Annotated in this window: 13 protein-coding genes; 7 read left to right on the forward strand and 6 right to left on the reverse strand. The window is 40.4% G+C overall.

The features are described from left to right. The first annotated feature begins 211 nt into the window (after positions 1-211). The gene (locus KK060_RS10030; protein WP_254153586.1) at positions 212-1240 is read left to right on the forward strand and encodes a sensor histidine kinase; all 1029 of its coding nucleotides are present in this window, start codon (positions 212-214) and stop codon (positions 1238-1240) included. Beyond that, entirely contained in the window at positions 1237-1971 is a 735-nt protein-coding gene (locus KK060_RS10035) for a LytR/AlgR family response regulator transcription factor (RefSeq protein WP_254153587.1), read from the forward strand. Before KK060_RS10030 ends, KK060_RS10035 begins: the two co-directional genes overlap by 4 nt. Positions 1972-1978: 7 nt before the next feature. Here the strand turns inward: KK060_RS10035 and KK060_RS10040 are convergent, their stop codons facing one another. Together KK060_RS10040 and KK060_RS10045 are read right to left on the reverse strand one after the other, a co-directional pair. Beyond that, complete coding sequence (locus KK060_RS10040; RefSeq protein WP_254153588.1) at positions 1979-3199, reverse strand: glycosyltransferase family 4 protein; 1221 nt, start codon at positions 3197-3199, stop codon at positions 1979-1981. Between the two features lie 376 nt (positions 3200-3575). Further along, entirely contained in the window at positions 3576-4226 is a 651-nt protein-coding gene (locus KK060_RS10045) for an RNA polymerase sigma factor (RefSeq protein ID WP_254153589.1), read from the reverse strand. A gap of 177 nt (positions 4227-4403) precedes the next feature. Between KK060_RS10045 and KK060_RS10050 the strand changes: the two genes are divergently transcribed. After that, a complete protein-coding gene (locus tag KK060_RS10050) occupies positions 4404-4784 on the forward strand; it encodes a hypothetical protein (protein ID WP_254153590.1) in 381 nt (126 codons plus the stop codon). A gap of 119 nt (positions 4785-4903) precedes the next feature. Then, positions 4904-7765, forward strand: a complete 2862-nt coding sequence (gene uvrA, locus KK060_RS10055; RefSeq protein WP_254153591.1) for an excinuclease ABC subunit UvrA — start codon at positions 4904-4906, stop codon at positions 7763-7765. Positions 7766-7819: 54 nt separating this feature from the next. Here the strand turns inward: uvrA and KK060_RS10060 are convergent, their stop codons facing one another. Together KK060_RS10060 and proC are read right to left on the reverse strand one after the other, a co-directional pair. Beyond that, entirely contained in the window at positions 7820-10729 is a 2910-nt protein-coding gene (locus tag KK060_RS10060; RefSeq protein WP_254153592.1) for a fibronectin type III domain-containing protein, read from the reverse strand. 189 nt (positions 10730-10918) lie between these two features. After that, on the reverse strand, positions 10919-11716 hold the full coding sequence (gene proC / locus KK060_RS10065) for a pyrroline-5-carboxylate reductase (RefSeq protein WP_254153593.1): 798 nt from the start codon (positions 11714-11716) through the stop codon (positions 10919-10921). A gap of 206 nt (positions 11717-11922) precedes the next feature. Here proC and KK060_RS10070 point away from each other — a divergent pair, with 206 nt between their 5' ends. Continuing rightward, positions 11923-12585, forward strand: coding sequence for an MATE family efflux transporter (locus KK060_RS10070; protein WP_254153594.1), 663 nt, complete (start codon positions 11923-11925; stop codon positions 12583-12585). Between the two features lie 72 nt (positions 12586-12657). Further along, positions 12658-13260 carry an MATE family efflux transporter gene (locus KK060_RS10075; RefSeq protein WP_367397477.1) on the forward strand — a complete coding sequence of 201 codons (603 nt, stop codon included), beginning with the start codon at positions 12658-12660 and terminating at the stop codon, positions 13258-13260. Between the two features lie 21 nt (positions 13261-13281). On the opposite strand, the gene KK060_RS10080 is transcribed toward KK060_RS10075, so the two are convergent. Beyond that, on the reverse strand, positions 13282-14160 hold the full coding sequence (locus tag KK060_RS10080; protein WP_254153595.1) for a hypothetical protein: 879 nt from the start codon (positions 14158-14160) through the stop codon (positions 13282-13284). A gap of 137 nt (positions 14161-14297) precedes the next feature. Between KK060_RS10080 and KK060_RS10085 the strand changes: the two genes are divergently transcribed. After that, the gene (locus tag KK060_RS10085; RefSeq protein ID WP_254153596.1) at positions 14298-15329 is read left to right on the forward strand and encodes an RluA family pseudouridine synthase; all 1032 of its coding nucleotides are present in this window, start codon (positions 14298-14300) and stop codon (positions 15327-15329) included. A gap of 313 nt (positions 15330-15642) precedes the next feature. Here KK060_RS10085 and KK060_RS10090 read toward each other — a convergent pair. After that, on the reverse strand, positions 15643-16035 hold a 393-nt coding region (locus tag KK060_RS10090), incomplete at its 5' end, for a hypothetical protein (RefSeq protein WP_254153597.1).

A 16035-nucleotide genomic window follows, 5' to 3' on the forward strand; every position in this document is an offset into this window, starting at 1 on the left:
TTTATATGATTGAACCTTCTTCAAAAGAAGAGAAAACAGAAATCATAAACCGAAAAAGTAAATGAACTCCTTAACTTACTTTGCCAAGGGGTCGCTTTCGCCTATACTTTTAATAGATAGATTAAAAACACCAATTGGTTTAAAAATATCATTAAGCCATAGATTAAAACGGCATACTTGATTATAAAGCCATAAATTGTGCCGTATGCGGATGCCTGGATCAAATAATCACAATAAAGTACTCTTACTGCATTTTTCTTTCTGGCTCTTATATTTTTCCTATCGCGTGTATGATATCTCGCAACACATAGGCTTTAAAAAAGCTGTGTTTTATGTATCAATTCCAATGTCCTTAAATATACTGGCTAGCTACATTCATTACTTTGCTATTCTACCAGGTTGGATCTTAAAAAAGAACTTCTCAAGGTATGCAATACAACTGTTGCTACTGCTAACTTTCATACTAACATTTCGGATTACAACGGAGAACCTTGCCTTTGCAAACCTTATTACAAATGAAAACTATTATAAAACCGTTAAACTTTCACGTGTTGTCAGTACGTTATGGGATACGCTTTCATTTCTGATATTTACAGGGATGATCAGATTCACCTTAGATTGGTTCGACCTCGAGAACAAGAAGAAACAGTTGGAAAATGAAAAACTGGTTGCCGAACTTAATTATCTTAAAGCACAAATTAATCCTCACTTCCTGTTTAATACACTTCATAATCTCAATTACCTCGTTTATTCCGGATCAAAGAAATCAACAGAAGTTATTATCAAACTCTCCAATATCATGCGTTATATGATATATGATGCTAATCGTGACAAGGTGCCTTTAAAAAAAGAAATAGAATACATGAATGACTATGTTCTGCTTGAAAGCATTCGTTTAAACGAGGTCTTTAAAATTACGTTTGATATAAAGGGAAATGTTCATGAACAGGAAATCTCACCGCTTATCATGATCACGTTTTTGGAAAACGCTTTTAAGCATGGTGTAAGCGACCAGGAGAAGGATTGCTGGATTAATGTCTCCCTTCATGTAACTGACACATCAATCGAATATAAGGTGAGCAATAAAAAAATTAATAACTCAATTCAACATAAGTTGAAGTCCGGATTCGGGTTAGAGAATGTGAAAAAACGCCTTCAACTAAGTTATCCTGACGCCCATGATTTAAAAATAATTGATGCAGATAGCGTTTATCAAGTTAGCTTAACACTTACAAAATGATACGATGTGTGGTGGTAGATGATGAGCCCCTTGCTCGTAAGCTACTGGGAGATTTTATAGAAAAAACTCCGGTACTTAAATTAGAAGGTATATTTTCCAGTGCCCTCAAATCCCTAGAGCTGCTCAACACCAAGCAAATTGATGTTCTGTTTCTCGATATCCAGATGCCTGATATTACGGGAATTGACTTTTTAAAAACATTGAAGAAAAAACCATATGTTGTCTTCACCACAGCTTACGCGGAATTTGCTTTAGAAGGTTTTGAACTTGATGTCGTTGACTATTTGTTAAAACCATTTGACTTTAACAGATTTCTGAAATCCGTTAATAAAATAACGCAACGAGTAGAATCAACCATCACTTCGATACAAGCAACAGAAAAGAAGACAGAGCAAGCAGTACCCATTATCTTTGTAAAAGATGGTAGTAAACTTGTGAAAATTGAATTAGATTCTGTTTTATTTATTAAAGGCACAAGAGAGTATGCCACCATTCATACTACAGATAAGAAGATCATGACACTTCAAACTTTAAAGAGCCTTGAAGAGGAGTTACCTGATAATTTTATAAGAGTTCACAATTCCTATATTATTTACATTCCAGCTATAAATACTGTATCGAGAAATGAAATCGAAATTGGAGGGGAAGTTATTCCTATTGGAATAAGCTATAAAAAACAATTTTTTGAAAAGCTTAAAAGCTTTTTTCCCGGAAAGGATTTTAATGGATGATGCAATATCATATGGAACCCTGTTCATTGATCAAATTATAAAAAGCATCGCCCAGCAATTTTCTTGAGTACTTTCTTTCTGCTAATGACCTTGACGCCTTTTGATAATTAATAAGCACGGAAGGGTTCTCAATGCACCTGGCTAACTTGGTTATAATTGTTTCCGGAGATGATGAAGGAACATAAAAACCGCAGCCTTCTTTCTCTATCTCTTCTTTAATCCAGCCTGCAAAATTTGCTATGATCATTTTACCTGCAGCCAATGCATCGAAATATTTATTGGGCGATCCTGTTTCAAGAATCGGCTCTGGTCGATAACATACAAAGCTTGCATCAGTAATATTCATAATTTCAGCTATGCCATCCCTGTTTTGAAAAGGTATAATCGAAAAATTCTTTAATTCATTTCTTTCCGAGATTTCCTTAAGGCGCTTTAGCATTGCTCCATCTCCACACATTACAAATTGAACAGGAAGGGCGGCTTTTTGGCAGGCGCGAGCACATTCGAGAAAGAAATCTAAGCCATTGGCAAAACCAATTGCACCGATGTAAGACACCACAAATTTCCCTTCAACGTCGAATTTCTTTACAAGATCAAAGCGTTTCTCTTCTGGTTTGAAAAAATCCGTATCTGACATGTTAGGGATGATATCGATTCTTTTCCCGGGTACCTTTTTTTCAATGGAATTTTTAATCGCTGTTGAAAGGGCTACAACAGATTTTGAACGTTGGTAGATTTTCGTCTCTAGTTGATATAAAAGTGTTTTAAGCAATGGGTTTTTAATGAATCCTAATTGAATGGGAGCATCAGGCCACAAGTCACCTACTTCGAAAATAAATGGAATTTTGTATCGTCTCTTGAGCTCCAATGCTGCTATTCCGATGGTAAGCGGAACAGAAATAGCATAACATATTGAGGCATCTTTATGTATGCTCCCATACCTGATGGATAAGATGATAAATCGAATAAATGAGTAGCTTCTTTTGTAAAAGCCAAATCCATTATTGTATGCTATTGGAAGATAATGTACTTCTATTCCATCTATTTGCTTCTTTTCATAATCCTTGCCGTTGTAACCAGTTATTACAACAACCTGTACTCCCCGATCAACCAAAGCCTTTGCCAGATAGTAAGACCTCAACGCACCCCCTTGATAAGGCGTATTAAAATGTTGATGTAGTAACAGCACTTTCACAAGTGCAAATAAAACAAAACTGGCTATTGCCACATAGCGGCGGATTACTATTGCGAAAGGTCGGGTGAAGAGCGTTTACAGGAAAGAGTGAGTTAAGTTGGGTATCAGCTTTTTGGTGGTAAAATAAAAAAACGCTGAGCTTAAGCACAGCGTTTTGGCGATGTAATAGAATAGAATTTAAAGATGACGAAGTAAAAAGGCAAAACCCGTCAATCATTCATTGAATGATAGTATTTAAAGCATGACAGTTGTGACTTACTTTTTGACCTCTTGCGTACTTCTTGAATAGCTCAAGATATTTAGTACGGCCAGATTAGATGGTTCCAGCGTTGCATTGTTCATGTCATTCAACAATTCTCGCAAGTCGTTAAAAAGGGCCATTAGCTGGCCATCACAAATAAGGGCTTTATCAATCTCCCTCTTCTCCTCCTCCGTAATCTCTTGGTATAAATACCTGATCAGGTCCGTCTGGGTAAAAGTTTTTATCATAGGCTCTGTGTTTTACCATCTTCTTTCGCAGGTTGATGAGTGCATATCGCATTCTTCCCAATGCTGTATTTATGCTTACTCCCGTGCGGGATGCGATCTCCTGGAAACTCATTTGAAGATAATGCCTCATGATCAGAACTTGCTTCTGCTCGGTGGGCAACTCTTTAATGTAGTCTCTAAGTTTGGATCTGGTCTCCCTCAGCACCTGCTTTTCTTCAACAGACTCTTCTGCAAAATCCATTGAATTAAACAACCTGCTTCCATCTTCCAGCACTACCTCCGGATAACGTTTTTCTTTTCTGAAGTGGTCAATTGCAAGATTATGAGCAATCCTGCTGATCCACGGCAAAAATTTGCCTTCTTCATTGTACCGTCCACCTCTGATGGTATTAATAGCCTTCACAAAGGTTTCCTGCAAAAGATCTTCAGCTGTGTACCTATCTTTCACTATAAGGTAAATAGCCGTGTAGATTTTTGATTTATGACGGTGTAAGAGAATCTCGAAAGCTTCTTCGTTACCGTTCTGATAGAGCGACACAAGCTGGCTGTCGCTGAATCCATTGTCAATCATTCTGCTTCACATTTAGGTAACGTAGAGATTCTATTCGATATTGTATGGGTTTGATTATTGAATTGTTTCAAAAGATAGGAATCTTTTTCTACAGGACAAAAAATATTTAAAAAATTTCTTGCCTTCTAGACAATTTCTTTTGCTATTTGTCGCATATTCTTGTGCACCAAAAACCTTATGGCAGTTAGTAAAAAAAGAATCATCAAAAGCCTTGAAAATCTCAGCGAAGATTTAAAAGATATCATCAGGGACCAGTACCCGAACGGGTATGAAAGTAGCATTACACGCATAACAAATGCTAAAAAAGAACCAATTTTCGTTTTTCCTATTGAAACAGAGGATGCTACTATTCTGGTAAAAGTTCCTGTTACTAAGAATAGTGATGGGGAATACGATGTTGAGTCTACTCCCGAACCAGAGGTTGATGGAGGCGACAGCGATGATTTCGGCAGCAGCAGCGATGATGAAGGTAGTAGTGGTTACAGCGACGATTATGACGAAGAAGGTGGTTCCCGTAAAGGACGTGAAGCAAGCTACGACCCGGATTTTGACAATTAATTGAATCTATTACACATACTTCAGGCACCACCTCCAAAAAAGGGGTGGTGTTTTTGTTTGTAAGCGCTTGAATCTGTGACCTTTTCTTATCAAACTTTGTTTACTTTGAAAATTATTTAATGAACGTAAGCGTGAGTCAGGCATTACCTACCAATGATTCGTATTTAGACGAACTAGATCCTAAAAATTATATAATCATTAAGCGCGCCAGAGTTAATAATCTCAAAAACCTTAGCGTTGCTATTCCCCGCAATAAACTTGTAGTTATCACAGGTCTTTCCGGTTCGGGAAAATCTTCACTTGCTTTTGATACCCTGTTTGCCGAAGGTCAACGCATGTACGTTGAAAGCCTCAGTTCTTATGCCCGGCAATTCCTTGGCAGGATGGAAAAGCCAGATGTAGACTATATTAAAGGCGTTTCCCCGGCCATTGCCATTGAACAGAAGGTGAATACCCGTAACCCTCGTTCTACCGTAGGCACAACCACGGAAATTTACGACTACCTGAAATTACTCTTCGCCCGTATTGGCAAGACGTATTCGCCTGTTAGCGGAAAAGAAGTTAGACGTGATACCGTTACTGATGTTGTTACCGCTATTAATAAATGGCCTACCGGTACGCGTGTAATGATTGCTGCCCCCCTTAAAATTGCAAAAGGAAGAAAACTCAATGAGGAATTAAACCTTCTCCTGAGCAAGGGTTTTGCAAGAATACTGGTTGATGGTGAAGTAAAGTTTATTGAAGAGCTTCTTAACCCTGCCCCTGAAGCAGGTAAAAAGAAAGCAAAAACATTGAAGATTGAGGGTGACATCGAAATATTAATAGATCGTGCGTCTGTCAACCCGGAAGATGAAGATACTACCTACAGGTTATCAGATTCTGTTCAAACCGCCTTTTTTGAAGGAGAAGGAGATTGTATCGTGTATGCTGAGCGCGAAGGAAAGATGCAAAGAGATGTATTTTCTGACCGCTTTGAACTTGACGGAATTACATTTACGGAGCCTTCAGTGAATTTCTTCAGCTTCAATAATCCTTATGGTGCATGTCAAACCTGTGAGGGTTTTGGGAAAGTGCTTGGTATAGATGAAGACCTGGTCATTCCGGATAAGAGCCTTTCAATTTATGAAGGTGCTATTGCACCATGGCGCAGCGAGGCCATGAGTGAATGGGCTAAACCCTTACTTAAGAATGGTATCAAGTTCGATTTTCCAATTCACAGGCCTTATAACGAACTGACAAAAGAACAACAGGAATTGGTTTGGAATGGAAACGAATACTTTGATGGTGTTAATGACTTCTTCAAGTACCTCGAATCTAAAACACATAAGATTCAATACCGCGTTATGTTGTCGCGCTACCGTGGCAGAACAAACTGTCCTGATTGCAGGGGAACGCGTCTTAGAAAAGATGCCCAGTATGTGAAGATCGCCAATACTTCCATTACCGATATTGTACTTATGCCAATTGAAGAGGCGCTTGAATTCTTTAATAAATTAAAGCTAAATACCTACGACCAGAAAATTTCCGAGCGCATTCTAACAGAGATAAAGTCAAGACTCGAGTACATGACCCGTGTGGGTTTAGGTTATCTTACGCTAAACCGGATTACATCGACTTTATCAGGCGGAGAATATCAGCGCATTAAACTGGCAACATCACTTGGAAGCGCGCTCGTTGGGTCAATGTATGTATTGGACGAACCTAGTATAGGATTACATCCCAAGGATACGTCAAGGATGGTAGACGTACTTTTGTCCTTACGGGATTTAGGAAATACAGTAATAGTAGTAGAGCATGAAGAGGAGATCATGCGTGCTGCTGACCAAATCATTGATATTGGACCTGATGCTGGTAGTCACGGCGGCCAACTCATCTTCCAGGGTACCCTAAATGATATTAATGGTAAAGTAGCATCGCACACTACGGCCTACTTAAGCGGAAGAGAGACCATTCCTGTTCCACCCCAAAGAAGGAAATGGGTAGATTCAATTACCGTGGTAGGAGCAAGAGAAAATAACTTAAAAAACCTTACAGTTAAGTTTCCGTTGGGCGTGCTTACAGTAGTTACCGGTGTGAGCGGTTCAGGGAAGTCAACTTTAATCAAAAAGATTCTATACCCTGCAGTAGGAAGATTGAATGGATCGGTAGCTGAAGCTCCCGGAAGGTATGACAGATTAGATGGCGACGTATCAAGGATTACACAAGTAGAATTTGTGGATCAAAATCCGATTGGCAAATCTTCGCGTTCAAATCCTGTAAGCTATGTAAAGGCTTATGATGTTATTCGTCAGCTTTTTGCGGACCAACCTCTTTCGAAGCAACGCGGTTATAAACCTTCCCATTTCTCCTTTAACGTTGAGGGTGGCAGATGCGAGACATGCCAGGGTGAAGGTGAGATAAAGGTGGAGATGCAGTTCATGGCTGACATCTATCTTCGCTGCGAGAGCTGTAACGGTAAACGCTTTAAGCAGGAGATACTAGAGGTTGAGTACAATGGTAAAAATATCGCTGATGTACTTGATCTTACTGTAGAAGACGCATTGGACTTCTTTAAAGACAAGAAAACAATTCTTGATAAGATAGTACCACTGAATGACGTAGGTTTGGGATATGTAAAACTTGGCCAGTCATCTAACTCACTCAGTGGTGGTGAAGCTCAACGTGTTAAGCTGGCATCATTCCTGGCGAAGAATGCATCACAAGGTCACATTCTTTTTATTTTTGATGAGCCAACTACCGGACTTCATTTTCATGATATAGCAAAGTTGCTTAAAGCAATGAATGCACTTGTAGATGAAGGGCACACAGTAATTGTTATAGAACATAATCTGGAAATCATTAAATGCGCTGACTGGATTATCGACCTGGGGCCTGAGGGCGGAGAAAAGAAAGGTGGCAATTTAATGTTTGTCGGAACACCAGAGGAGATGGTGAAGAAACCTAAAGGATACACCGCTGAATTTCTAAAGACTAAATTATAAAACAAAAGGCTCTGCAATTTAGCAGAGCCTTTTTTTTTGAACAAATGTTGTTGACTAGTTCTTAATTGATATTCGCTGCTGAACCACTTGGTTATTGTGGTTGATCAGCAATAGATAAATACCCTCGTTAATAGTTTGAACAGGCTGAATCCTCACTCCCTGATTAACCTCAGTAGCATCAAACACACCCTCAAAAAGTTGTCTTCCTGTGAAGTCAATCATTCTAATTTGTACGGGTGAGTTATCTTTTATCTCATACTGAACATTAATATCATCCTGTCTTGTCGGGTTAGGATAAACTGACATGGCAGGAACAGATTCTACCACTACAGGTTCTCCCTGAGATGCCATTCTTAATGTTGGAGGCGTACCACTCTTCAATGCTGAATTAGGAATAGCAATGTAGGAGTTATTGGTATCCGGACCTCTGTAGCGTACCGTAAGCACATGGCTTAAATCGTATTCAAAGTATTTAAGATTGATACGTTTTGGTCCTGCTGTTAATGTAATGGCTGCGCTTGTTGCCGTTCTGCTTGCATGAAGACCATCATTATTAACGATCACAACACTGTCTAAGGTTAAACGACTTCCATCACTTGAAATAGTTTGGAAGGTATAAGTTCCGGGAGTATTAATGTATAAGTATCCATCAAACTCAAAGTTGAAATAATCCTCTTGCGTTCTCGGTGCAAGCGTAAAGTTTGGAACCGTACCGGTAAACTCAGGAAGTGCCGTCCAGTCTATTTCATCCAGCTTTGTCCATGAGCCTGTGCTATGCTCGTAGTAAAGACCGCTCACATAACTATTACCGGTAGCAGTATTACTTACAGCACTTAAGTTGCCTCCCAAATCTTCAGCCTTCACCGTAAAATCGTAAACAGTGTTTAACGGTAGATCTGAAAGCGTATATTCAGTTTGGGTTGAGTTCGTAGCTATTGACTGCGAGCCATAATAAATCCTGTACTGTCTGATACCAGAATCATCTGTGGCTGCATCCCAGGTTAATTTAATAACTCTAATTCCTGCAGTAGTTGCTGTGAGGTTCTGTGGTGCTGTTGGAGCAGAATTGTCGGCACCTGTTTTAATAACAAGAAACGCGTTTGATGCTGAAGGCGTATAGTTAGATCTGCCAGTATTGCTTACTGCCCGGATCTTGTATTGGTATGTAGATGATGGATCAAGCGCTTTATCTGTATAGACAGTTGCATTTGCTGCCGTAAGAACCCTCATCTCCCATTTGGAATATGTTGTAGATGTTAGTTGTTTTCTTCTCCAGATTTCGAAACCAGTTTCGTTGTTGGATGAATTTGCCCAATTCAATTTAACACTATTACCTGCCTGCAATTCGCCTGTGAAGGTAGCCGGGGCTGTAATATCAGTAGGTGCCTGGTTGTTAAATACAATATATACTGGATCTGAAGCCGGACTAGGACATCCGTCAAAATTCATGGTCACCAAAGTATAAGCACCATTACCAGTGCACGGACCTGAACAAGTACCTGCTTTAAATGTAGGTGTGCTAATGGTATCAGATATGCTCAACTTAGTACCATCTTTATACCAATGGTATTTCTCGAACTTTCCTACTGCCTTTAATTTAGCATCCCCAAAATTGTTAAGGTCTTTTAATATAACAGTACCAATTTGAGTTACCTCCGCTTTTTCAGGAGAGCTTTCTGTAACTGTAACGGGCTTGGACCACTCATTCCAATCGTTAGCTCCTGGATTTGCTTTCCTGCTGAATCTGGCTCTGTAAGTTCCGGTAGTGGTTGCAACATAAGATGCACTTGTGGCGCCAGCTATTATAGCGCCATTTTTCTCCCATTGATAAGCTCGAAAACCTTCTGACAAGTACATTCTAACCCCCTGGCCATTGGTATTACAGATCGCCGTTGATCCCCCGAATACATGAATGTTAGCTTTGTTCTGCTGAAGCATCCAGGTAAAATAATCTGCTTCGTTCATGGCTTTATTCCAGGTACCATGTCCTAGTTCTTTATATATCGTATGACGAATGATACCACCGGCATCTCTGAATCTTCTTACATAACCAGCAGTTTCATTGGGTGTCGGATCTTTGTCTTGCCCGCCCTGGAAAGTCCACATCGGTAAATTAGCAACTTGCGGATACATGTTGTAGGTACCTAACCCAGCATCACTTACTGCAGACATTGTTTGCACGGAGGCAAACAACCAAGGCGCTCTTTTGATTGTTTCATAAACAGCATAGCCACCTGCAGATAGTCCTTCAATGTATATTCTATCCTCATCAATATTATATTTCTTGGCAATAAGTCTTACGAGCCTGATTGCATCCTGAACCGTGTTGGCATTCCAGCCGCTGAGCATTTGCGGAAAGAGAACAAAACCAGGAAATGATCTTCCCGGTAGTGCCGGATCGTTAGGTAGTTTTCCATTTGCATTGTTTCTCATACTCAAATGCACACTGCCGCCATGCAGCAGGTTGTGATCGTTGTTCATGAGATTTGATTCCGGATCGGTAGGAGCAGCAGGATTGTTTGTATTCGGATTCCAGTTCTTATCTGCAAAGTAGCATCCTTTCTCCCAGCAATTGCCGCGCTCGCCGGCACCATGAAGAAATACAATCAAAGGATATCCCGGATCATAAGAAGCGTTGTAGTTGATCGGTTTCAATAAACGATAGTTCATTACGAAGTAATCGGCACCACCGTTTTTCTCCCTTAAGTTTCCTTGCGTATAGGGACTGGAATCCCAAGAGGTTAAATCTTTATACGTATTTGTTCTTACTCCAGGCGAGCTCTCTCTGTAACTTACAGTTCGATCTTCCTGCAGGTAGTAGTATCGCGTAGAAGATTTGGTGAGTCGGATATCAAGCGTTCCATAAGATAATCCTGTTTTGTAGACGAAGGAGGTATCAACTTGGGCGGGTAAATTAAAATGAAGTACTATCAACAGCACACATAAGCCAACAATTTTTCTCATAGGGTAAAGCGTTTAAGTCATGATAAGTTTTTTTAGATCAGCAATTAATTTTCGTTGATGATAATTGATTGGCGTCAAGTAAAAACTTATACCTGCTAAACGCTTAAAAATTAAGAGGCGCGACTCTCAATGGCCGTAGACTTTTAGTCTCAAACCTTTGCAAGAATGTTAAAAAACGAAGAGCGGCAGTTATAATACAATCTTATTATATGAAGCGCATATTCCTTTAATAAGTGATGAGCTAAAGCCTTGATGTTCCATTTCATTTAAACCGGCAATAGTGCATCCTTTAGGTGTTGTTACCTTATCTATCTCTTCTTCAGGATGGCGGTTTAACTTAAGCAGCAATTCAGCTGAGCCTTTTACGGTTTGCGCTGCAATGAGATTTGCTGTTCGCGCATCGAAACCTATCTCTATTCCACCTTGTGTTGCAGCTCTTATAAAACGTAATGCATAAGCGATACCACATGCACCCAATACTGTCGCTGCATCCATAAGCTTCTCATCGATATTGATAGTAATACCTAACTGATCAAAGAGATCAGTAACATACTTTACCTGATCAGGTGAAGCACCCTGCTGACAAAGACAAGTAACTGATTCCTGAATTGCAATTGCCGTGTTAGGCATAGCACGAAAGATAGGAACACCGTGATCAACTATCTGTGCAAGGTCTTTAAGAAAGATACCCGTAACCACACTTATTACAATATGCTTTGAAGGATTGAAGTTTGATTTCAATTGTGTCAATACTTCTCTGACGTTGTAAGGCTTTAAAGCTACAATCACTACATCACTGCTTTGAATAGCTGAAGCGTTATCACTGGTTGTGCTTACACCTAAAGTGTTAAGATGTTGGATTGCTTCAAGGTTGCGCCTTGTAACAGTGATACTTTGAGGAGATACAAACTGGCTTTTGATTAAACCTTCTGCAATGGCAGCACCAAGATTTCCTCCTCCGATAATAGCAATTTTCTTCTCGCGCATACGAATAATTGTTAGGGATTTATTTAAACTTCTTTCTACAAGTAAATTACTTTAACCTGATTCTGCTAATCAGACACTATAACTTTTTTATTGGTGCTCACCTATAAGGTTTCTATCTCGCTCGCGACGCGTTCTCCTTTTTGTCTCGCATTCCTTCTGGCCCTAACAAGTAATTATTACTTTTGCCAGCTTTCTTCAATCGATTTATGGAATTAAGAATAGAGACGGGATACAGACAAATACTGGGAATGGCTTTGCCTATTTCGCTTGCTCTTCTGGTTCCTCAGATCAATTTTATCACCAACAATATATTTCTAGGTGGGTTAGGCCAGCAGGAGCTTGCCAGCGCGGGAATAACAGGTGTCTACTATCTCATCTTTGCTGTTATTGGCAGCGGATTAAACAACGGCTTACAGGCACTTATTTCAAGACGCGCCGGGCAAAACCTGCCTAAGGAGATAGGCCGGCTTTTCTTTCATGGCGTATGGATCGCATTAGCTATTGCGGCACTTGGTATTCTCGCTACTTATACCCTTTCACCTGCTATTTTAAGATCGGTAATTGAAGATAAAGCAATAGCAGAAGAGGTTATAAGTTTTCTGCTTATCAGGATTTGGGGGCTGCCTTTGCTGTACCTCTACGTCATGAGAAACGCTTTGCTCGTCGGTACCAACCAGACACGTTTTCTTGTGTGGGGTACCCTCGCGGAAGCTTTAACGAACATTGTACTGGACTATGGCTTAATTTATGGAAAACTAGGAATGCCTGAACTTGGATTTAATGGTGCCGCCATTGCTTCCATTATTGCTGAAGCTGTAGGTCTGGTTGTAATCTATGTCGTTATTCATATTAAAGGCATTCATAAATAATTTGGATTCTTTCAGGATATAAGCTGGAATGGTTCTATCGCCAAGCTTATACTCGTTCAATCATCACCACTAATTGCTCAATATGCAATAAGCATCATCAGCTGGGAATACTTTTACATTTTAATTGAACACCATGGCGAGCGGGCACTTGCAATTTCCAACACGCTTAGAAATATCTTTGGTTTGTTTGGTGTCTTCTCGTGGGCCTTTGCTTCAACCACCAATAGTATGGTTAGTAACATCATTGGACAGGGAAGGCAAGATGAAGTACTTCCGTTGGTAAGAAGGATCGTAAGCATTAGCTTTTCGTTCTCCTTATTCATTTTCATTCTCCTCGTATGGAAGCCAGAATGGTTTCTCTCCTTCTATCAGCAAGGCGATGACTTTGTACAAGATGCAATACCTGTAGTATATGTTGTCTCTATTGCACTGCTTATGATGTCATTTGGTACCATATGGCTTAACGCAGTAACAGGTACAGGGAACACGAAAGTTAATTTAGTAATAGAGTTAATAACGATCGTTATCTACTGTACATACGTATATCTGGTGCTTGAGTACTGGAACCTTCCTATAACCTGGGGATGGGGATCTGAATGGGTATACTGGCTGTCGATGTTCTCGATGGCGTTTGTGTACATGAAATCAGGAAAATGGAAGAACAAGGTGATCTAAACCCTTCACCAACTTAATCCATCACTTACGCTTGTAAAAAATCAAGTAAGACTTTTCACCCGATACCTTCTCGCTTACTGTATAAAAACCAGAACCATCACGCGCGAATGTTATGGCTTCACCTTGAGGCTCCTCCTCGTAAGGAAGAACTTTAGGTGCTGTATTTAATGTTTGGTCAACTGTCTTTCCGCCTTCAATTTTCCAGTAGTATACATTTTGATAATTCTTCAGAAGAATTTCCTTTCCATCAGCAGAAAAATCACCGGCTACAACCTGGGTTACTGATATGGAGGCAACAGGTGAAGCAACAAGACTGTCGTTCGTATCGTAAGGATAAGGAACTTTATATACCACTACAGGCTCTTCTCTTTTGGATACCACATATAAATCCTTTGTCTGCGGGTTTATCAACAAAGATTCCGTGTCTTTCTTTTTACCCTCCAGAGAAAAGGTGATACGTTCAAAATCCTTGATTACCATCTCTTCACTGCCTTCCGTTACCTTCGGTTCTTCGAAACGGTAAACATATTTGTATTCATACCTGGCCATGTTATCGCCAATATCTCCTACATAAACGTAGCTTTTTGAAGGATCAGGACCAGGACCTACCGTAATATCCTCCCAGTCCCGGTTTTTAATACCCTCGAGGGTACAGGTAAGTTTAACGTTAAGTTTTGTATCAACCAGGAAGACTTCAGGCTTATTACCACTGTCGTTATGCGTCCATAAGTAGCCTGGATTGCTTACACTGGCCGCTAAGCCCGATAGCTCATCCAGCTTCTTACCTTTTACTTCTGCAAGCTTTTCGCCGGGTGCAAATATATTGCTTGTCTGTTGGTCAGGTGCATTTGAGCAACCATAAGTAAAGAGAAGAGAGATGAGTATTGCAGTTCTTATCATAAAATGTGAAGGCTAATAAAACAATTTCCGCAGCCAATCAGAAATTATTTACCATAAGCGTCATTTTTTTAATAATGAATAGGCGAAGCACCTAAATCCATGTTTTTGACATCGATTGAATCTTTACCTTTGCTGAGATGATAGAAGCCGATTTACTTCCCGATGAGCAGGACGATGAGCTGTTTGAGCACCATCGTATTATAGCAGACGCAGGCCAGACCTTCATAAGAATCGACAAGTTTTTGATGGACCGCCTTCCAAATGTAACAAGAACCAAAATACAGGACGGCATTCATAATGGGTTTATTAAGGTTAATGACAAGGCTATTAAACCCAATTACAAAATACATCCCCACGATATTGTTACTATTTCGCTGCCTGAGCCTCCGCGTGATACGGAAGTAGTTCCTGAAAATATTCCTCTTAACATTGTTTATGAAGATGATTACGTGCTTGTGGTTAATAAACCTGCCGGCATGGTTGTACATCCTGCCTATCATAACTGGACAGGCACACTGGTGAATGCCCTGGCGTATCACTTTCAGAATCTCCCACAGCTACCGGGCAATGATGGTAGACCCGGACTAGTACACCGGATTGACAAAGACACATCAGGTTTGCTGGTTGTAGCCAAAACAGAGGCAACGCTAACTGCATTGGCGAAGCAGTTCTTTGAACATAGTATCGAGCGCACTTATTGGGCTATGGTTTGGGGCATACCAGATCCGCCAGAAGGAACCATTAACGTGCATGTTGGACGCAGCTTAAAAGACAGAAGAATAACCGTGGCCTTCCCTCAGGGCGACTTTGGAAGACATGCCATTACGCATTACAAATTATTGAAAGACCTGCGGTACGTATCTGTTGTAGAATGCAGGCTTGAGACCGGGAGAACACACCAGATCCGCGCGCATATGAAATACATTGGCCATACCCTGTTCAACGATGCCATGTATGGCGGTAACGACATCTTGAAAGGAACAGTGTTTACGAAGTACAAACAATTTGTAGAGAACTGTTTTAAGATCATACCACGCCAGGCATTGCATGCCAAGACACTGGGCTTCGTACATCCGCATACAAAGGAGTTCATGCGTTTTGAAAGTGAGTTGCCATCAGACTTTACTGAAGCAATTGAGAAGTGGGAGCACTATGTGAAGTATACGTAGAATCATTGTTAGTCACCATAAACTATACATCTAAAGACCTTGGGTAGAGACGAATTATTAAAATTTATTAACCAGTTGGAATCACGCAACACCTCGCCCATGTTGGTGTTCTTCTCCAGCATGCAGGAAGAATGGAGACAAGAGATCGCATTTCTATAGAACTCGAAGTTTAGCGCAGAGGCATAACAACACTGGTAACATTCATCAATAGATATTAAGGCCAAGACTATAAACCAGGTCTTTGTTGTCAAGGTTTGCTCAACACAAAAAGCCGCACCTCTCGGTGCGGCCCAAAACAAAAAGGCTACTTTGACTACAGTACACTTTCAAATGTTGTCACCTTTCCAGGTCTGTCTGTAGCTTTAATGACCAACTTACTTCCGGCAACATTGGCATTTGCAACTTTCACTTCATACTGCCAATAGTCTTTAAGCGTAGTGGCTTTCCCCGATTCTACTACTGTGCCATCAGCGCGCAGAATCTGTACATCCATGTCCAGAATTTTACCATTCACCTCTGCTACAATGTAAATCAGGTTGCCCACGTTCCCTTTGTAGTTCTCTGCGTTTACACGCACAATCTTTGGCACTTTCAGAAAGTCTGCCACGGCAGCACCATAAGCGCTTTTAGCTTTAAAATCTTTCTTCATAAGCTCATACGCTTCTTTCACCGCAGGGTCACCCAGTACAGACTTCGCATAGAACAC

Origin of the sequence: Chryseosolibacter indicum, from assembly GCF_018598585.1 — a bacterium.
GTDB lineage: Bacteria > Bacteroidota > Bacteroidia > Cytophagales > Cyclobacteriaceae > Chryseosolibacter > Chryseosolibacter indicus.

What these genes read in the sequence shown, in the direction of transcription:
- uvrA (WP_254153591.1), top strand. Translation starts at nt 4,904, where the DNA reads ATGAACGTAAGCGTGAGTCAGGCATTACCTACCAATGATTCGTATTTA.
- KK060_RS10080 (WP_254153595.1), bottom strand. Translation starts at nt 14,160, where the DNA reads ATGATAAGAACTGCAATACTCATCTCTCTTCTCTTTACTTATGGTTGC.
- KK060_RS10050 (WP_254153590.1), top strand. Translation starts at nt 4,404, where the DNA reads ATGGCAGTTAGTAAAAAAAGAATCATCAAAAGCCTTGAAAATCTCAGC.
- KK060_RS10060 (WP_254153592.1), bottom strand. Translation starts at nt 10,729, where the DNA reads ATGAGAAAAATTGTTGGCTTATGTGTGCTGTTGATAGTACTTCATTTT.
- KK060_RS10035 (WP_254153587.1), top strand. Translation starts at nt 1,237, where the DNA reads ATGATACGATGTGTGGTGGTAGATGATGAGCCCCTTGCTCGTAAGCTA.
- KK060_RS10085 (WP_254153596.1), top strand. Translation starts at nt 14,298, where the DNA reads ATGATAGAAGCCGATTTACTTCCCGATGAGCAGGACGATGAGCTGTTT.
- proC (WP_254153593.1), bottom strand. Translation starts at nt 11,716, where the DNA reads ATGCGCGAGAAGAAAATTGCTATTATCGGAGGAGGAAATCTTGGTGCT.
- KK060_RS10045 (WP_254153589.1), bottom strand. Translation starts at nt 4,226, where the DNA reads ATGATTGACAATGGATTCAGCGACAGCCAGCTTGTGTCGCTCTATCAG.
- KK060_RS10070 (WP_254153594.1), top strand. Translation starts at nt 11,923, where the DNA reads ATGGAATTAAGAATAGAGACGGGATACAGACAAATACTGGGAATGGCT.
- KK060_RS10030 (WP_254153586.1), top strand. Translation starts at nt 212, where the DNA reads ATGCCTGGATCAAATAATCACAATAAAGTACTCTTACTGCATTTTTCT.